This is a genomic window from Pseudomonas sp. PSPC3-2 (genome assembly GCF_049897085.1).
GTDB classification, from domain to species: Bacteria; Pseudomonadota; Gammaproteobacteria; order Pseudomonadales; family Pseudomonadaceae; genus Aquipseudomonas; species Aquipseudomonas paraveronii.
In genome coordinates this window covers 483,964-502,495 of record NZ_JAFCVO010000001.1, presented here as the reverse complement: position 1 = coordinate 502,495, position 18,532 = coordinate 483,964, and the positions used below count along the sequence as shown (strand labels likewise).

The following is an 18,532-nucleotide window of genomic DNA, read 5'->3' as shown; positions in this document are numbered from 1 at the left end:
CTCCTCAGGCAGTCAGTGCAAAGTGTTCGGTTACAGCGCGGGTGACCCAAGTTTGGGCCTGGCCCAGGTAGTGGGCCGGGTCGAGCAGGCGGTCCAGGTCTGCCGCCGACAACTCGGCGGTGATCTGCGGTTCGTCGGCGAGGACTGCGCGCAAATGGCGCTGTTCGGCCACCGCACGTTTGCAGCACTGTTCCAGCAGGTGGTGCGCGGTGTCACGGCCCAGGCGTTGAGCGAGCACAATGCTGACGGCTTCGGCCAGCACCAGGCCTTGGGTCAGGTCGAGGTTGTGCGCCATGCGCTCAGGGTCGACTTCCAGCCCCGCGCTCACCAGCAGCGCCTGTTGCAATGCGCCAGAGACCAACCGGCAAATCTCCGGCAGGGTTTCCCATTCGGCATGCCACAGGCCCAGGCTGCGTTCGTGTTCCTGGGGCATGGCACTGAACAGCGTCGCCACCAGGCCAGGCACGCGAGTAGCGGCGCTGATCAGCACGGCGGCGCCCACCGGGTTGCGCTTGTGCGGCATGGTCGACGAGCCGCCTTTGCCGGGCGCCGCCGGCTCGAACACTTCCGCCGCCTCGGTCTGCATCAGCAGGCTGATATCGCGGCCCAGCTTGCCGAGGCTGCCGGCGATCAACCCAAGGACGCTGGCGAACTCCACCAAGCGATCACGTTGGGTATGCCAGGGTTGCTCGGGCAAGGTTAGTTGCAGCTGCGCCGCCAACGCTTGGGCAACCGGCATTGCCTGTTCGCCAAGCGCGGCCAGCGTGCCGGAGGCGCCGCCGAATTGCAGCACCAGCAAGCGCGGTTTCAGCTCGATCAAACGCTGGCGACTGCGGGTTACCGCGCCCAACCAACCGGCGATTTTCATGCCGAGGGTGACCGGCGTGGCGTGCTGCAACCAGGTCCGTCCGGCCACCGGTACAGCCGAATAGCGCTGGGCCTGGGCCGCCAGAATATCGCCAAGGCGCGCCAGGTCGGCTTCGATCAACACCATCGCGCGCCGTAGCTGTAGCACCAGGCCGGTGTCCATCACATCCTGGCTGGTCGCGCCCAAATGCACATAGCGCTCGGCGCTGGCGTCTTCGTCGGCAATCAGCTTGCCCAGCGCCTTCACCAGCGGAATCGCCGAATTGCCCGCCGTGGCAATCGCCACGCCGAGGGCATCCACGTCGTACAGAGACGCCAGGCACGCCTGAGCAATCGGTGCGACGGCGGCCTGCGGGATCAACCCGACCTGGGCCTCGGCCCGCGCCAGCGCGGCTTCGAAATCCAGCATGCCCTGCAAGCGCCCTTGGTCGCAGAACACCTCGGCCATGCTGTCAGCACTGAAGTAAGCGTCGAACAATTGGTTGCTCGTGCGCAGAGTCATAACGCCTCCCTTATAGATCGTGGTGCAGGTACGCCGCCTGTTTCGGCAGGCGCAGGCTGAACAGGAAGGCCACCGCCATCATGCCGGTGACGTACCAGTAAAAAGTGTTTTCCATGCCCAAGGACTTCAAGCCCAAGGCCACGTATTCCGCCGAGCCACCGAAGATCGCGTTGGCCACCGCATACGCCAGGCCCACCCCGAGGGCGCGCACTTGGGGCGGGAACATTTCCGCCTTCACCAGGCCGCTGATGGAGGTGTAGAAACTGACGATGGCCAACGCCAGCGTGATCAGCACAAACGCCAGGAACGGACTGCTGACGGTTTTCAGGCTGAGCAGGATCGGCACCGTACACACGGTGCCCAGCGCGCCGAACCACAGCATCGAATTACGCCGACCGATCTTGTCGGCCAGCATGCCGAACAGCGGCTGCATGCACATGTAGAGGAACAGCGCGCCGGTCATGATGTAGCTGGCGGTCTTGGCGTGCATCCCGGCGGTGTTCACCAGGTACTTCTGCATGTAGGTGGTAAACGTGTAGAAAATCAGCGAGCCGCCGGCGGTGTAGCCGAGCACGGTGATAAATGCCGCTTTATGGTCACGGAACAGCGCTTTGACGCTGCCGGCGTCCTTGTCTTCGCGCATTTCCTTGCTGGTGGTTTCTTTCAGGGTGCGACGCAGCAGCAGGGAGATCACCGCCGCGATGGCGCCGATCACGAACGGAATCCGCCAGCCCCAGGCGCGCAGTTCGTCTTCGGTAAGGATCTGTTGCAGGATCACCACCACCAACACCGCCAGCAATTGCCCGCCGATCAGAGTCACGTACTGGAAGGAAGCGAAGAACCCACGCTGGCCCTTGAGCGCCACTTCACTCATGTAGGTCGCGGTGGTGCCGTATTCGCCGCCCACCGACAAGCCCTGGAACAGCCGCGCCACCAGCAGCAACGCCGGGGCCCAGGCGCCGATGTCTTTGTAGGTGGGCAGGAAGGCGATGACCAGGGAACCGGCGCACATCATCAGCACCGAGATCATCATCGAGTTTTTGCGCCCATGCTTATCGGCCACCCGGCCAAACAGCCAGCCGCCAATGGGCCGCATCAGGAACCCGGCGGCGAACACGCCGGCGGTATTGAGCAGTTGGACCGTGGGGTCGTCCGACGGGAAAAACGCCGGGGCGAAGTAAATGGCGCAGAAGGCGTAGACGTAGAAGTCGAACCATTCGACGAGGTTGCCGGAGGAAGCACCGACAATCGCAAAAATCCGTTTACTGCGTTCTTCTCCGGTGTAATGACTCGTTGTTGTTGTCATGTTTTTTCACTCAGTGGGAACGGTTATAGCCTAGACATACTTTGCAACAGCCACGTTCCGCATGCAGAGATTTACACAGGTGTTGCCTGAAGCGGCCTCATCGGGGGCAAGCCCCCTCCCACCTTTGATGTGTGAATACATTCAAGTGTGGGAGGGGGCTTGCTCCCGATAGGTTTCAAGCCAACTCAGTAATCGAAGAACACCGTTTCCTTATCTGTCCCCTGCAACACCACATTCCACTGATGCACACCGTCCGCATCCGGCTTGGCAATCAAGGTACTGCGCCGCGCGGTGGGCACACACACGAGCAACGGGTCATCGGCATTCAGCGCCTCACCGTCAAAATAGATCCGCGTGAGCAAGTGCTTCACCAGGCCACGGGCAAACACCAGCACCACCAGGTGCGGCGCCTGGGTCGTGCCCGCCAGCCCCGGCACGCTGCCCGGCTTGATGGTGGTAAAGCGGAAGCGCCCTTCGCCATCCACCGGCACCCGGCCGAAGCCTTCGAAGTTCGGGTCCAACGCTTTATCCTGCTCGTCCTCCGGGTGGTCGTACTTGCCGGCGGCATTGGCCTGCCAGACTTCCAGCATGGCGTCGTTGACGACATCACCGTTACCGTCCACTACTTGCCCGCTGATCGCCACGCGCTCACCGAGGGTGGCGGCGTTATCCAAGGCTTCGCGGTTCAGCCAGGTCAGGCCGATGTGGTAATACGGCCCGACGGTGTGGGACGTGGTCGCATTGAGTGTCATCTCATTTCTCCATCGGCGTGGCGTCGCGGCCGCGCAGGACGATGTCCCAGCGGTAGCCGAGGGCATAGGAAGGAATGGTTTTTTCCAGGTCGAACGAGGCGATCAGGCGTTGCTTGGCCGACGTGTCCGGCACGCAGTTGTAGATCGGGTCGTATTCGAGCAGCGGGTCGCCAGGGAAATACATCTGCGTGACCAGGCGCGTCAGCACGCTTGGCCCGAACAGCGAAAAATGGATATGCGCCGGGCGCCACGCATTGTGGTGGTTACCCCACGGGTAGGCGCCGGGCTTGATGGTCTGGAACTGGTACCAGCCCTCGGCATCGGTGACGGTACGCCCGGTGCCGGTGAAGTTCGGGTCCAGCGGCGCGTCGTGCAGGTCGCGCGCGTGGTTGTAGCGACCGGCCGCGTTGGCCTGCCAGATTTCCACGAGGATGCCCGGCACCGGCAGGCCGTTTTCATCCAGCACGCGGCCATGAACGATGATGCGTTCGCCTTGCGGCTCGCCGTCGTGCTGTGCAGTCAGGTCGTTGTCCTTCTCGTTGATGCGCTCGGCGCCGATGGTCGGGCCGGTGATTTCCGACAGGGAATGGGGCAGGAACACCAACGGCTGGGACGGCGAACGCAGGTTCGTCGACTGGTAGGCCGGGTGCAGGTAATCAGGTTGAGTGCCCGCTTGCGGGCGCCGGTAACCGGGCTTGTCACTCATGGAGCGGACCTCTCTTATTAGATGCGTTCAATCGCCAGGGCCAAGCCTTGGCCAACACCGACGCACATGGTCGCCAGACCTTTGCGGCCACCGGTTTTTTCAAGTTGATGCAGAGCCGTCAGCACCAGCCGCGCACCGCTCATGCCCAGGGGATGGCCGAGGGCGATGGCGCCGCCATTCGGGTTGACCTGGGGCGCGTCGTCGGCAATGCCCAATTCACGCAGCACCGCCAGACCCTGGCTGGCGAAGGCTTCGTTGAGTTCGATCACGTCAAAATCGCTGACGGCCAGGCCCAGGCGTTCCACCAGCTTGCGCACCGCCGGCACCGGGCCGATGCCCATCACCCGTGGCGCGACACCGGCACTGGCCATGCCCAGCACGCGCGCGCGGGCGGTCAGGCCGTGTTTTTTCACGGCCTCGGCAGACGCCAGGATCAGCGCCGCCGCACCGTCGTTCACGCCCGACGCATTGCCGGCCGTGACGGTCTTGTCCGGGCCATTGACCGGCTTGAGCCGAGCCAGGGTTTCCAGGGTGGTATCGGCCCGGGGATGCTCATCGTGCTCGACCACGGTTTCGCCTTTTTTATGGGCGACCCGCACCGGCACGATTTCTTCGGCGAAGAAGCCGGCGGCCTGGGCGGCGGCGGTGCGTTGCTGACTGCGCAGGGCAAACGCGTCCTGATCGGCGCGGGACACGTGGTAGTCGTCGGCGACGTTATCGGCGGTCTGCGGCATGGCGTCGACGCCGTACTGGGCCTGCATCAACGGGTTGATAAAGCGCCAGCCGATGGTGGTGTCTTCCAGCTTCATGTTGCGCGAAAACGCCGCGTCAGCCTTGCCCATCACGAACGGCGCGCGGGACATCGACTCGACGCCGCCGGCAATCGCCAATTCCATTTCACCGCTGGCAATCGCACGGAAAGCGGTGCCGATCGCATCCATACCCGAGGCGCACAAACGGTTGAGGGTCACGCCGGGAATGCTCGACGGCAGGCCCGCCAGCAACAGCGCCATGCGCGCGACGTTGCGGTTGTCTTCACCGGCCTGATTGGCGCAGCCGAGGAACACTTCATCGACCGCGTGCCAATCCACCGACGGGTTGCGCTCGATCAGTGCCTTGATCGGCAGCGCCGCCAGGTCGTCGGCGCGCACGGTGGACAGGCCACCGCCGAAACGGCCGATGGGGGTACGAATCGCATCACAGATAAATACGTCACGCATCAGGCTTCTCCGGGTGCTTGGCCGTGGGCGGCCGCGGTGCGGGCTTCGAGATCACGCAGCGCGGTCAGCTCGACCACCGTCGGTTCCTCGCTGGTACTGACCTGGTCGGCAAAGCGAACCGCCCAACCGGTGGCCGCGACCACTTGCTCGCGGGTTACGCCGGGGTGCAGCGCGGTGACGACGAATTCATGGGTGCCCTCTTCCGGCTCCATGATGCACAGGTCGGTAATAATCCCGACAGGGCCGGCACCGTGCAGGCCCAGGCGCTTGCGTGAATCGCCGCCTTCACCGTGGCCGACGGAGGTGATGAAGTCCAGCTTGTCGACAAACGAACGCGCCGACTGCTTGAGGATGATCAGTACGCTCTTGGCCGAACCGGCGATTTCCGGCGCGCCACCGGCACCCGGCAGGCGCACTTTGGGCTGGTGATAATCACCGACCACGGTGGTGTTGATATTGCCAAAACGGTCGACCTGGGCCGCACCGAGAAAGCCGACGTCGATGCGCCCGCCCTGCAGCCAGTAGCGAAAGATCTCACCAGTGGGGACGACCGTGTCGGCCGTTTCCGCCAACTCGCCGTCACCAATGGACAGCGGCAGTACGCTGGGCTTGGAGCCAATCGGGCCGGACTCGTAGATCAGTACCACGTCCGGCGACGAGGTCAGGCGCGCCAGGTTGGCCGCCTTGGACGGCAGGCCGATACCGACAAAACACACCGAGCCATTCTTCAGGCGGCGCGCGGCGGCAACGGTCATCATTTCATTGGTCGAGTAAGCCATTATTTGGCCTCCTGCGCGGCGGCCAGCTTGGCCTGGAATTCACTGAAATCGGCAGTGCCGTGGATGTATTCATCGATCCAGGCAGTAAACGTCCCACGGTCACGAGCGATCGCGTCCCACGCCTGGTAGAAACGGTTGTCGCGTTGGTTATAGCCATGGGCGTAGGACGGATGCGCGCCGCCTGGTACGTGGCACACGGCGGTCAGGGCCCAGGTCGGCAGGACGCAGCTGTTCATCGGCGCGTTAAGGTCGTCGACAATTTCTTCGACGGTGACGATGCAACGCTTGGCCGCCAGGGCCGCTTCCTTCTGCACGCCAAGAATGCCCCAGAGCAGCACGTTGCCCTTGCGGTCGGCCTTTTGCGCGTGGATCACGCTGATGTCCGGACGTACCGATGGCACCGCCGCCAACACTTCGCCGGTGAACGGGCAGGTGACGGTTTTGATCAGCGGGTTGACCTTGGGCAAATCGGAGCCGGCGTAAGCGCGCAGCACCGCGAACGGCAGGCCGGAGGCACCGGCGACGTAGGCATTGGCCAGGTCGGCGTGGCTGTGTTCTTCGATCTCCAGGGGCTGCGGCCATTGTTTTTCGACCGCATCACGCAGGCGATGCAGGGAGCCCACGCCGGGATTGCCACCCCAGGAAAAAATCAACTTGCGGGCGCAGCCGGCGCCGATCAACTGGTCGTAGATCAGGTCAGGCGTCATACGCACCAGCGTCAGGTCTTTCTTGCCCTGACGAATGATTTCATGACCCGCTGCTGTAGGGATCAGATGGGTAAAGCCTTCCAATGCGACGGTATCGCCGTCGTTCACGAATCGCTTCACCGCGTCACGCAGCGCAAGAATTTCAGCCATGGGGTCGGGCTCCCGGTATGGATCGAAAAAGGCGCGAGGGTGGCGCCGAAGTGCTTGAAGGTTAAGCCGGGGCAACGGGGCAAACAATCCGATAATCGACACAGTGTTCGATTATCGAACCAATTGTTGCCTGGCTATTCTTTCCTGCTTACGCAGGAATTGCGCTCGTCTTCAGGTTGCGTCGGCATGGCTGACCATACCTTTGATCACCACGGCGGTCGCAGCCAGGGCGGCCGGAATCACCAGTGCGCTGAGCACCTGCTCGAAGTTCCAGCCCAGGCCCAGCAAGGTGGCGCCCATCCATGCGCCGAGGATCGCGCCGAAGCGGCCGATGCCGAGCATCCATGACACGCCGGTGGCGCGGCCTTGGGTCGGGTAGAAGCGTGCGGCCAGGGACGGCATCGCCGATTGCGCACCGTTGACACACATCCCGGCGATCAGCACCAAGGTCGCCAACAGGGTGATATTGCCCAGGCTCTGTCCTACCGCGTAGGCAAATACCCCGGCCAGCAGGTAAAACGTGCCGATGACCTTGTGCGGGTTGAACCGGTCCATCGCCCAGCCCACGCCGACAGCACTCAATACGCCACCAAACTGGAACAACGCACCGATAAACGCCGCTTGTTCCATGCTCGCGCCACTGTCGCGCATCAGCGTAGGCAGCCAACTGGTCAGCAGGTACACAATCACCAGGCCCATGAAGTAGGTGAGCCACAGCAACAAGGTACCGGCGCTGTAGGTGCCGGAGAAGATCACCGCGAATACGTTGCGCGCCTTCACGGTTGTTTGCTCGGGCACGCTGAAGCTGCTGGCTTGGGCGACGATGCCGGGCTCAATGGGTGACAGGGCTTTGCGTACCTTGTCGGTGCCGCGATTGCGCACCACCAGATAGCGCGCCGATTCCGGCAACCACCCCCACAGCACCACCGTGAGGATCAACGGCAGGATGCCGCCGATCAATAACAGGCTGTGCCAGCCGAACGCCGGGATCAATTTGGCCGAGATAAACCCGCCACCGGCCATGCCCAGGTTGAAGCCGCAGAACATGCTGGTCACCAGCAACGACTTGTGGCGTTCGGGGGTGTATTCGGACAGCAGCGTGGTGGCATTCGGCATACCGGCACCCAGCCCCAGCCCGGTGAGAAAGCGCAACACCAGCAACTGGTCGACGTTGCTGCTGTAGGCCGAGGCCAGGCTGAAGGCACCAAACACCAGTACCGCCCCCACCAACACCACCTTGCGCCCGAAACGGTCCGCCAACGGGCCGGAACCCAGGGCGCCGAACACCATGCCGATCAGCGCGGCGCTCATCACCGGGCCGAGGCTGGCGCGGTCAATGCCCCAGTCCTGGGACAGTGCGGGCGCGATGAAGCCCATGGCGGCGGTGTCGAGGCCATCGAGGAAGACAATCAGGAAACACAGGATCACCACGCGCCATTGATAGCGTGACAGTGGCTGGGCATTGATGAAGGACTGCACGTCCAGGGTGGTACCGACAACAGAAGGCTGATTCATTATTGTTATTCCACACCGATGGCGGGCCAACGACCTGGGGTCGTCATTATTGTTGGGCAGCGCTCAGAGCGCTGCCGCACAGTAATAACCCAAGGGAAACAACGTCAATTGATCGAGCCGGGATCTGTGCGGTCACCGAACAGCTTAGGCAAACAGTTGCGCACTCAACTCACGGCTGGCACTGAGCATGCTCGGCAGAAAGCGCTGTTCCAGTTCGCTGCGGCTGACACGACCGGCATGGGTACTGACGTTGAGCGCAGCCAGCACCTGGCCGGACGCGTCATACACCGGCACCGCGATGGAACGCAGGCCTTGCTCCAATTCCTGATCGACGATGCACCAGCCCTGCTGACGCACTTGTTGCAGGCACTCGAACAAGGCTTCGGGCGTGGTGAGGGTACGACTGGTCTTGATTTGCAGGTCGACGTGGTCGAGGTAGTCCTGCAGCGAGGCATCGTCCAGCGCCGCCAGCAGGATGCGGCCCATGGAGGTGCAGTACGCCGGCAACCGCCCGCCTACCGAAAGGTCCACGGAAATCAGGCGCTGCGTGGTGGCCGAGCGGGCGATATAGAGGATGTCATCGCCTTCCAGGGTGGCCATGTTGCAGGCTTCGTGAAGCTGCTCGCTCATACGGTCCAGGTACGGTTGGGCGGAGACCGCCAACGGTGTCGAGGATAAATAGGCATGGCCCAGGGTCAGGACCTTGGGCAGCAGCGAATAGGTGCGCCCGTCCGTGGTGGCGTAGCCGAGTTTGATCAAGGTATGCAGGCAACGGCGCACGGCGGCGCGGGGAATTTCGGTGCGGTGACTGATTTGGGCGATGGTCAGGTGACGCTTGCGCTCCTGGAATGCCTGCACCACGGCCAGGCCCCGGGCCAGGGAGGTCATGAAGTCCGGATCACCGGTAAATGCCTGGATGCGTTTGGCCGGTGAAGCCACGATCGGCGGCGCCACTGACGCGAAGGAGTTGCGCAATTGATCGTTCATTTCAAGATCCTCTTTATTATTTTCAACCGCTGGCGCTTATCGACAACCGGGAAAGTTGGTCGCTATTGAGAGCCACGCCAACCGCGATACACAAGGTTAGAGCAGCAACGTTGGGCGATTATCGGACGATCATGCGATTATCGCAATTCGGCAAGTGCGATCATAAAAAACGGATCGCACGACGTGATCAGGCAGACGGCGGCATTTATGGCGGCCACTTCACAGCCAATACTGACGTGCGCATGTAACAAAAGCCTCACACAAAGTGGACGCTTTTTAACTTTATGATGATAGTGTTATTAAAATGCGCCGCTATAATGCAATCTGTGCGGAGGTCAGCCCGGTATCAATATCGGGATCGGAGCTCGCCAGGCGGCGTATGTTGATTATGCTGCCGGTTATAAACACCGGTTCAAGGAAGTCATCGTTGGCAGTTCGTTCAAAGTTGAGCGGTTCACCTGTTCAACTTAAAACATGCCGAGGGCGATATTCGGGTGTGGCGCTGCACGCTAATTAAACTCAACTCAAATTAGGTAACACTGTGACGAAAGATGAACTGCGCGCGGAACTTGAGCGCCAGGAGCAACGTTACAAGGACGTATACGGCGGGGAAGTCACCACCTACGCCGCCCAGCCTGAGCCAGAACGCAAGCCATGGCGCAAACGAGCGAGTTTGCTCGATCAGGCCTTTGCCCAGGAAATCCAAAAGATTGAGCAGGAACTCAAAGCCGAAGAGCCATAAGCACCCAGGTTTGAGGCCTCAGGGTTCTGCTGTCTCCGCCGGCTCACCGCCGGCGGAGGGCATTCGCCTGTAGACCCATTAGTCAGCGTCCAGCTGCGACCAACGAAATTTCGTACAAATGTTTCAGCCATGACGTTTAGGTGACAAAACCGCACCTTTACGGCACCGCGCTTTGTAAATCAAAGACTTGCCTAGCCCCCGAAAACCCTGGGATGCGCGCCTTTGCCCGGTTTTTTTTCAGTGAAGATTGTTACCGATGAGCAGCTAGTGCATCGATTACCGAGGTTTTCTGGCATAATCGCGCCCCCTTACGACCGGGTCAGAAAACCTTCATGATCGATTTATTCAGCGGACTGGATGCTTGGGTTCTCGTGAGCCTGCTGCTCGCCCTGGCCTTTGTCCTCGCCTTCGAGTTCATCAATGGCTTTCATGACACCGCTAACGCGGTAGCCACAGTCATCTATACCAAAGCCATGCCGCCGCATCTGGCCGTGTTCTTCTCCGGGGTGTTCAACTTCCTTGGCGTGTTGCTCGGTGGTGTCGGTGTCGCCTACGCCATCGTGCATTTACTGCCGGTGGAGTTGCTGATCAATGTGAACACCGGCCATGGTCTGGCGATGGTCTTCTCGTTATTGGCGGCGGCGATCACCTGGAACCTGGGCACCTGGTACTTCGGTATTCCCGCCTCCAGTTCCCACACCCTGATCGGCTCGATCCTGGGTGTCGGCCTCGCGAATGCGCTGATCAACGACATTCCCCTGGCTGACGGGGTGAACTGGCAGAAGGCGATCGATATCGGGGCGTCCCTGGTGTTCTCGCCCATGGCCGGCTTTCTGGTCGCAGCCCTGTTGCTGATCGGCCTGAAGTGGTGGCGTCCGCTGTCCAAGATGCATAAAACTCCGGACGAGCGCCGCAAGGTCGACGAGAAGAAGCGCCCGCCGTTCTGGAACCGCTTGGTTCTGGTGATTTCCGCCATGGCCGTGAGTTTCGTCCACGGCTCCAACGATGGGCAAAAAGGTATCGGCCTGATCATGCTGGTGCTGATCGGTATCGTGCCGGCGCAGTTCGTTCTCGACCTGGGCAGCACCACTTACCAGATCGAGCGTACCCGCGACGCCACCCTGCACCTGAACCAGTTCTACCAGCGCAACCAGGAAACCCTGGGCGAATTCCTGGCCCTGGGCAAAAGCGTGAAGGACGACCTGCCGGGCAAGTTCCGCTGCAACCCGCAGCAGACTGAACCGACCATCAACGCGCTGCTCGACACCTTGAAAGGTGTTTCCGACTACCATTCGTTAACGTCCGACCAGCGCATCGAGGTACGCCGTTACCTGCTGTGCCTGGACGACACCGCGAAGAAAGTCGGCAAGCTGCCAGGCCTGGAAGCCCGTGAGAAATCCGACCTCGACAAGCTGCGCAAAGACCTGACCGCCACCACCGAATACGCACCGTTCTGGGTGATTATCGCGGTCGCACTCGCGCTGGGCCTGGGCACCATGGTCGGCTGGAAGCGCGTGGTACTGACCATCGGCGAGAAGATCGGCAAGCAGGGCATGACCTATGCCCAAGGCATGTCGGCACAAATCACCACCGCCAGCATGATCGCCCTGGCCAACATCTTCAGCCTGCCGGTGTCGACAACGCACGTGCTGTCGTCCGGCGTTGCCGGCACCATGGTTGCCAACAAGAGCGGCCTGCAAAGCGGCACAGTGAAGACCATCCTGATGGCCTGGGTGTTGACCCTACCGGCGACCGTAGGCCTGTCGGCCGGGTTATTCTGGTTGGCATCCAAGGCGCTGGGCAGTTGATAGCCCATCGGCCATAAAAAAGGTGCGATCCGCGAGGGTCGCACCTTTTTTTATGCCGATGCCCCGCGCCCACATAAATCCCGTGGTGTTGATTAAATCGCAGGCAAAAAAAAGGGCGACCGAAGTCGCCCAAAATGCCTTGCGTGCTCATGTAACCTGGAAAAACCTATGGCTTTTTACGCTTGTTTGCGTCTTTCCAGATAAAAAATCCAAACCCTACGAAGAACAGCACCATGAGGCCAACCGTCAGCACTCCGGCAAACACCACATTATCGAAAAACATGACTGGCCTCCTGCTCTTGCCTTGTTGCGATAGGGCTAAGTTAAAGGAGAAGGCGGGATGGGAAATTGACGAGGATCAATGTCGCCCGCGACGGGGCGTAAAGAAGGGAAATAACTGACCTGCATCAATAGATACAGGCTACTTCAACGTTTTTTCGGTTTGTTTTTCGGCTTTTTCTTACCTTTTCCAAGCGGCATCGCTTGTTCGAACGCCTGGCGAACTTCATTCAGGCGTTTGTCGTTGAGGTCATGCACCCGTTTAGCGCGTTCGGCGTTCAGGTCGATCAGTTTGTCGTCATCACTCATGGCTTGGCTTATGTCGTGGCGGGGATCGCTTAATAATGCGGCCTCACTTGCCCGACAGCAAATCAGCGGGCAAAAAAATGCAGGTCATCACCAAAAAGCCGCACGCCGCCCTTGCCCACGAGGCCAGCGAGGTGCCCTTCGCCTTGTTGGCGGGGGTCTTAAACCTCGACGTCCACCCACAACCCCTGGCGCGGTGCGTCTTCGATCAGCGGCGCCACGGGTACGGTGTTGTCGGCGTTGAGCTCATCGCCCGGGATCGCCAAGTGCTGCTCCGGGTCGTCATCGGCTTCACGCCGGCGTTTCTGCTGTTCCTGCTGGCGGCGTTGCTCCTCGCGCAGCAAAAGATTCGACTGCTCGCCATCGCCATTTTTCAGGTCGATCGTGCTCTCGCTGGAACTCGCTTGTACGGGCACCACGGGCGGTATATCGGGTTTTTGACGCACCGGGTCGAGTTGCGACGTGACCGGTACGACGCTGACGGGCAGCATGGGTGGCAGCATAATAGTTGTTCTCCTGTCAGCAGGCTGTCGGCTGGCGGGGCGGCGACTTGAGCGCAGGCTTGCCAACGTGTGACCCAATCGACACTCGTAAGTGCCGGCCGCCCGTCGATTCAGCACTCGATGCACTGCGCAAACCGCGTAGTTTTTGTCAGAGTCCTTTGGATGAGGGCCTTGTTCCGTTAAGATAGTCGGCTTTTTCACGGCGGGAGTCAGGCAGCATGGCGCAGCAGTATCAACCGGGGCAACGCTGGATTAGTGACAGCGAAGCAGAGCTGGGGTTAGGCACCGTTCTGGCACAGGACGGCCGCTTGTTGACCGTGCTCTATCCGGCCACTGGCGACACGCGCCAGTATGCGCTACGGAATGCGCCCCTCACCCGCGTGAGGTTCTCGCCGGGCGACAGCATCACCCATTTCGAAGGCTGGAAAATGACCGTGCAAGAAGTCGACGATGTCGACGGCCTGCTGGTCTACCACGGCCTCAATGGGCAGAACGAGCAGGTCACCCTGCCGGAAACCCAACTGTCGAACTTCATCCAGTTCCGCCTGGCCAGTGACCGCCTGTTCGCCGGGCAGATCGACCCGCTGGCCTGGTTCTCGCTGCGCTACCACACCCTGGAACACACCAGCCGCCAATTGCAGTCTTCGCTGTGGGGCCTGGGCGGCGTGCGTGCACAACCCATTGCTCACCAATTGCACATCGCCCGCGAAGTCGCCGACCGTATCGCGCCACGGGTATTGCTGGCCGACGAAGTGGGCCTGGGCAAGACCATCGAAGCCGGCCTGGTGATCCATCGCCAGTTGCTGTCCGGCCGCGCCAACCGCGTGCTGATCCTGGTCCCGGAAAACCTGCAGCACCAGTGGCTGGTAGAAATGCGCCGCCGCTTCAACCTGCAAGTAGCGCTGTTCGACGAAGAACGTTTTATCGAAAGCGATGCCGCCAACCCGTTCGAAGACACCCAGTTGGCCCTGGTGGCCCTGGAGTGGCTGGTGGACGACGAGAAGGCCCAGGATGCGCTGTTCGCCGCCGGCTGGGACCTGTTGGTGGTCGACGAAGCGCACCATCTGGTGTGGCATGAAGAGAAAGCCAGCGCCGAGTACTCGCTGGTCGAACAGCTTGCCGAAGTCATCCCTGGCGTGCTGCTGCTCACCGCCACCCCGGAACAACTGGGCCAGGACAGCCACTTTGCGCGCCTGCGCCTGCTGGACCCGAACCGCTTCCACGACCTGCAAGCCTTCCGCGCCGAAAGCGAAAACTATCGCCCGGTGGCCGAAGCGGTGCAGGAACTGCTGGACAAGGGCCGCCTCTCCCCGGCCGCGCACACGACCATCCAGGGTTTCCTCGGCAACGAAGGTGAAGCGCTGCTCACCGCCGTCAATGATGGCGACACCGAAGCCAGCGCACGCCTGGTGCGTGAGCTGCTCGACCGCCACGGCACTGGCCGTGTGCTGTTCCGCAACACCCGCGCCGCAGTGCAAGGCTTCCCGGAGCGCAAGCTGCACGCCTACCCGCTGCCGAACCCGGACGAATACCTTGAATTGCCGCTGGGCGAACACGCCGAGCTGTACCCGGAAGTCAGCTTCCAGTCGCAGCCGGATATCGAGGAAGACAATCGCTGGTGGCGCTTCGACCCACGGGTCGAATGGCTGATCGACCAGCTGAAAATGCTCAAGCGCACCAAGGTCCTGGTGATCTGCGCCCACGCCGAAACCGCGATGGACCTGGAAGACGCCCTGCGCGTGCGCTCCGGCATCCCGGCCACGGTGTTCCACGAAGGCATGAACATCCTCGAACGTGACCGCGCCGCCGCTTACTTCGCCGATGAAGAATTTGGCGCCCAGGTGCTGATCTGTTCGGAAATCGGCAGTGAAGGCCGTAACTTCCAGTTCTCCCACCACCTGGTGCTGTTCGACCTGCCGTCCCACCCCGACCTGCTCGAACAGCGGATCGGCCGTCTGGACCGGATCGGCCAGAAACATGTGATCGAACTGCACGTGCCGTACCTGGAAACCAGCCCGCAAGAGCGCCTGTTCCAGTGGTACCACGAAGCGCTGAACGCGTTCCTCAACACCTGCCCGACCGGCAACGCCTTGCAGCATCAGTTCGGCCCGCGCCTGCTGCCGCTGCTGGAAAACGCCGACGACGACGAGTGGCAAGCCCTGATCGACGACGCCCGTGCCGAGCGCGAACGCCTGGAACAGGAACTGCACACCGGCCGCGACCGCTTGCTGGAGCTCAACTCAGGCGGCGCGGGTGAAGGCGATGCGCTGGTGGAAGACATCCTGGAACAAGACGACCAGTTTGCCCTGCCGATCTACATGGAAACCCTGTTCGATGCGTTCGGCATCGACAGCGAAGACCATTCGGAAAATGCGCTGATCCTCAAGCCCAGCGAAAAAATGCTCGATGCCAGCTTCCCCCTGGGCGACGACGAAGGTGTGACCATCACCTACGACCGCAACCAGGCGCTGTCGCGCGAAGACATGCAGTTCATCACCTGGGAACACCCGATGGTACAGGGCGGCATGGACCTGGTGCTGTCCGGTTCCATGGGCAACACCGCCGTGGCGCTGATCAAGAACAAGGCGCTCAAGGCCGGCACCGTGCTGCTCGAGCTGCTCTACGTCAGCGAAGTGGTCGCCCCGCGTTCGCTGCAACTGGGCCGCTACTTGCCGCCGGCCGCCCTGCGCTGCCTGCTGGACGCCAATGGCAATGACTTGTCCGGCCGTGTGTCGTTCGAAACCTTGAACGACCAGTTGGAAAGCGTGCCACGGGCCAGCGCCAACAAGTTCGTCCAGGCCCAGCGCGACCAACTGACGCCGCGCATCAACGCCGGTGAAGAGAAGATCACGCCGCGCCATGCCGAGCGTGTGGCCGAGGCCAAGCGTCGCCTGGCAGCGGACACCGACGAAGAACTGGCGCGCCTGACCGCGTTGCAAGCCGTCAACCCAACCGTGCGCGACAGCGAACTGGTTGCCCTGCGCCAACAACGCGAGCAAGGCCTGGCCATGCTCGACAAGGCCGCGCTGCGACTGGAAGCGATTCGGGTGTTGGTCGCTGGTTGATTGCTGCGCTGCTCTGCTAAAAAGAAGGCCCGCGCACTGCGGGCCTTTTTTATTCACTTGAAAATACCTTTGCCTTCGAGAGCCTCATCGGGAGCAAGCCCCCTCCCACCATTGGAATGCATTTCAATGTGTGGGAGGGGGCTTGCTCCCGATGCAGTCAACACGGTTTCAAGCCGTCGCAGCCGCCGCCGGCACCTCCACAGCCACCAACCCCTCCTTCATCCGCGTGGCATCGCGCACGAAGGTGCGCGAGGCTTGGAACAGAAACAGCATGGTCAAGAACAGTGCCACCGGAATCAGGTACATGGCGTCATGCAACCCCACCGCTTTATAAGCCTCGGTCATCTGCTCCGCCCCGGCGGCATGCATCGCCGAATGGGCAAAGTGATCGGACAATCCCCCCACCACCACCGGCCCCATGCCGCCGCCCAGCAAGTACAAGCCGGCAAAGAACAGCGCCATCGCCGTGGCCCGCAGGCGCGGTTCGACCACGTCCTGGATCGCCGTGTATACGCAGGTGTAGAAGTTGTAGGCAAACAACCAACCCACGCTGAACAACGCGACAAACACCCCAATCTCGATACGCCCGGCATGTAAGGCCCAGGCGGTGGTGACGGTGGAAATGATCAGGCTGCACGCGGCAAACAGCAGCCGGCCATTGGCAACCCGTTGATGGATCTTGTCGGCAACCCAGCCACCCAACGTCAGACCGACCAGGCCGGTCAACCCGACGATTACCCCGGTGGCCACAGCCGCTTCCTGCAACGGCATCAGGAAATAGCGCTGCAGCATCGGCACTAGGAACGAGTTACAGGCGTAGGTCGCGAAGTTGAAGCACAGCCCGGCCAGCACCAACCAGAGGAAGGTCGGCACCGCCAGCACGCGGCGGATCGGGCGGTCGACGGGTTCCTGGGAGACTTGCACGGTTTCTGCCGCGCCGCGCTTGGGTTCCTTGATAAAGAACATGAAGACCGCAAGGATCAGTCCCGGCACGGCCGCAATGAAGAACGGCGCGCGCCAGCTGTCGAACGCCTTGACCATCGCGCCAATGGTAAAGAACGCCAGCAACAGGCCCAACGGCAGGCCCAGCATGAAAATGCCCATGGCCCGCGCACGACGGTGGGCCGGGAACAGATCGCCAATCAGCGAGTTGGCCGCTGGCGCGTAGCTGGCTTCGCCGATGCCGATGCCCATGCGCACTAGCAGAAAGGTCCAGAAGCTGCCGACCATGCCGTTGATCGCCGTCAGCCCGCTCCAGGCGAACAGGCCCCACCCCATGAGTTTGCTGCGCGAACCGGTGTCGGCCAGGCGCCCGAGCGGCAGGCCGGCAATGGCGTAGACGATGGTGAAGGCGGTGCCGATGATGCCGAGCTGGAAGTCGCTCAGGTGCCACTCCATGCGGATCGGCTCGATGATGATCGCCGGAATGGTGCGGTCGAAGAAGTTGAACAGGTTGGCGAGGAACAGCAGGAACAGAATGCGCCAGGCATTCGTCGCTTGGGTCGAGTTCTGCATGGGTCCGTCTCTTTTATTGTTATGAGCGCTGCGATGCCCGATGCATCCTGCTCAGGTCCCTGCAACATAGTCAGGCCGGCAGCGGTTGTCTGTAATGATTCGTAAAGCTGATAGGGCATGATTTCACCCGAAACCACGAGGCCTTTCCTACGAAAGATATAAGTGCGCGCCCCTCTTCCCAACGGCCACGACGCGATTAGAATGGCGAGCCTTCCTGTAGCAACCCCCTCTTACTTTCCTTATCGATGACGCCCATGTCCGAAGCCAGTCCGTGTCTGAATTGCGGTGCCTGCTGTTCACACTTCCGTGTGTCTTTCTTCTGGGGTGAGTGCGCCTCGTCGGGGGGCACGGTGCCCGATGACCTGGTGGTGCAGATCAACCACACCCGCGTGGCAATGATCGGCACCGACCAGAAACCCGCGCGCTGCTGCAGCCTTGAGGGCGAAGTGGGCAAAGGCACTCGTTGCTCCATCTATGAGCAGCGCTCCAGTGTGTGCCGAGAGTTCGACGCCTCCTGGAGCCAAGGCGTGCAAAGCACCGATTGCGATGCCGCGCGCGCAGCCTTCGGCCTGGCGCCGCTGGAGCCACCGCCCTTCGAGCTGGACCTGCCCATCAGCGCTTAGCATCAAGCTGGCGCTCAAACTGGGGGGTGATTTCGTCCAGGGTGACCTGTTGAGCCTTGCAGTGCCTGCCGGCGAGAGCATGAGCGTGATCCAAGGAGGCGCTATCGTCGAAAGCCCTTCGCGTGGCCGTGGCCACTGCGGCCCCACCGGCATCATCAGGCGAGTCACTGACGTCTAATCTTTGGCATTTCGCCATCATT

Annotated in this window: 17 protein-coding genes; 4 read left to right on the top strand and 13 right to left on the bottom strand. The window is 61.6% G+C overall.

The annotated features are described in order from the left end of the window. Positions 1 to 4 precede the first annotated feature (4 nt). The 9 genes from ACP7CJ_RS02285 to pcaR form a co-directional block, all read right to left on the bottom strand. Entirely contained in the window at positions 5 to 1,369 is a 1,365-nt protein-coding gene (locus ACP7CJ_RS02285) for a 3-carboxy-cis,cis-muconate cycloisomerase (RefSeq protein WP_426099556.1), read from the bottom strand. Positions 1,370 to 1,379: 10 nt separating this feature from the next. Further along, positions 1,380 to 2,675, bottom strand: coding sequence for an MFS family transporter (locus ACP7CJ_RS02280; protein WP_247399555.1), 1,296 nt, complete (start codon positions 2,673 to 2,675; stop codon positions 1,380 to 1,382). A 185-nt stretch (positions 2,676 to 2,860) separates the two neighbouring features. After that, positions 2,861 to 3,427 (bottom strand): protocatechuate 3,4-dioxygenase subunit alpha, encoded by a 567-nt coding sequence (gene pcaG / locus ACP7CJ_RS02275; RefSeq protein WP_276196906.1) that lies wholly within the window; start codon positions 3,425 to 3,427, stop codon positions 2,861 to 2,863. Between the two features lies 1 nt (position 3,428). After that, positions 3,429 to 4,133: a protocatechuate 3,4-dioxygenase subunit beta gene (pcaH, locus tag ACP7CJ_RS02270; protein ID WP_276196905.1), complete on the bottom strand. Its 705-nt coding sequence runs from the start codon at positions 4,131 to 4,133 to the stop codon at positions 3,429 to 3,431. 17 nt (positions 4,134 to 4,150) lie between these two features. Continuing rightward, entirely contained in the window at positions 4,151 to 5,356 is a 1,206-nt protein-coding gene (gene pcaF, locus ACP7CJ_RS02265) for a 3-oxoadipyl-CoA thiolase (protein WP_276197908.1), read from the bottom strand. After that, positions 5,353 to 6,135, bottom strand: coding sequence for a CoA-transferase subunit beta (locus ACP7CJ_RS02260; RefSeq protein WP_276197907.1), 783 nt, complete (start codon positions 6,133 to 6,135; stop codon positions 5,353 to 5,355). Before ACP7CJ_RS02260 ends, pcaF begins: the two co-directional genes overlap by 4 nt. Then, positions 6,132 to 6,989, bottom strand: a complete 858-nt coding sequence (locus ACP7CJ_RS02255; RefSeq protein WP_276196904.1) for a CoA transferase subunit A — start codon at positions 6,987 to 6,989, stop codon at positions 6,132 to 6,134. The genes ACP7CJ_RS02260 and ACP7CJ_RS02255 overlap by 4 nt, the downstream gene beginning before the upstream one ends. Positions 6,990 to 7,160: 171 nt before the next feature. Further along, entirely contained in the window at positions 7,161 to 8,504 is a 1,344-nt protein-coding gene (locus tag ACP7CJ_RS02250; RefSeq protein ID WP_276196903.1) for an MFS transporter, read from the bottom strand. Between the two features lie 144 nt (positions 8,505 to 8,648). Beyond that, positions 8,649 to 9,491, bottom strand: coding sequence for a pca regulon transcriptional regulator PcaR (gene pcaR / locus ACP7CJ_RS02245; RefSeq protein WP_247397971.1), 843 nt, complete (start codon positions 9,489 to 9,491; stop codon positions 8,649 to 8,651). 541 nt (positions 9,492 to 10,032) lie between these two features. Between pcaR and ACP7CJ_RS02240 the strand changes: the two genes are divergently transcribed. Both ACP7CJ_RS02240 and ACP7CJ_RS02235 read left to right on the top strand, forming a co-directional pair. After that, positions 10,033 to 10,233, top strand: coding sequence for a hypothetical protein (locus ACP7CJ_RS02240; protein ID WP_003172389.1), 201 nt, complete (start codon positions 10,033 to 10,035; stop codon positions 10,231 to 10,233). Between the two features lie 332 nt (positions 10,234 to 10,565). Next, positions 10,566 to 12,041, top strand: a complete 1,476-nt coding sequence (locus tag ACP7CJ_RS02235; RefSeq protein WP_247397969.1) for an inorganic phosphate transporter — start codon at positions 10,566 to 10,568, stop codon at positions 12,039 to 12,041. A 166-nt stretch (positions 12,042 to 12,207) separates the two neighbouring features. On the opposite strand, the gene ccoM is transcribed toward ACP7CJ_RS02235, so the two are convergent. The 3 genes from ccoM to ACP7CJ_RS02220 form a co-directional block, all read right to left on the bottom strand. Continuing rightward, on the bottom strand, positions 12,208 to 12,324 hold the full coding sequence (gene ccoM, locus ACP7CJ_RS02230) for a cytochrome c oxidase subunit CcoM (protein WP_029297086.1): 117 nt from the start codon (positions 12,322 to 12,324) through the stop codon (positions 12,208 to 12,210). A 143-nt stretch (positions 12,325 to 12,467) separates the two neighbouring features. Next, positions 12,468 to 12,629, bottom strand: a complete 162-nt coding sequence (locus tag ACP7CJ_RS02225; RefSeq protein WP_177091307.1) for a hypothetical protein — start codon at positions 12,627 to 12,629, stop codon at positions 12,468 to 12,470. A 158-nt stretch (positions 12,630 to 12,787) separates the two neighbouring features. After that, positions 12,788 to 13,129 carry an aspartate-semialdehyde dehydrogenase gene (locus ACP7CJ_RS02220; RefSeq protein ID WP_426099557.1) on the bottom strand — a complete coding sequence of 114 codons (342 nt, stop codon included), beginning with the start codon at positions 13,127 to 13,129 and terminating at the stop codon, positions 12,788 to 12,790. A 218-nt stretch (positions 13,130 to 13,347) separates the two neighbouring features. Between ACP7CJ_RS02220 and rapA the strand changes: the two genes are divergently transcribed. After that, entirely contained in the window at positions 13,348 to 16,194 is a 2,847-nt protein-coding gene (rapA, locus tag ACP7CJ_RS02215) for an RNA polymerase-associated protein RapA (protein ID WP_276196901.1), read from the top strand. A 168-nt stretch (positions 16,195 to 16,362) separates the two neighbouring features. On the opposite strand, the gene ACP7CJ_RS02210 is transcribed toward rapA, so the two are convergent. Further along, positions 16,363 to 17,709 carry a spinster family MFS transporter gene (locus ACP7CJ_RS02210; protein WP_276196900.1) on the bottom strand — a complete coding sequence of 449 codons (1,347 nt, stop codon included), beginning with the start codon at positions 17,707 to 17,709 and terminating at the stop codon, positions 16,363 to 16,365. Positions 17,710 to 17,963: 254 nt separating this feature from the next. Between ACP7CJ_RS02210 and ACP7CJ_RS02205 the strand changes: the two genes are divergently transcribed. After that, positions 17,964 to 18,332 (top strand): YkgJ family cysteine cluster protein, encoded by a 369-nt coding sequence (locus ACP7CJ_RS02205; protein ID WP_276196899.1) that lies wholly within the window; start codon positions 17,964 to 17,966, stop codon positions 18,330 to 18,332. Positions 18,333 to 18,532 lie beyond the last annotated feature (200 nt).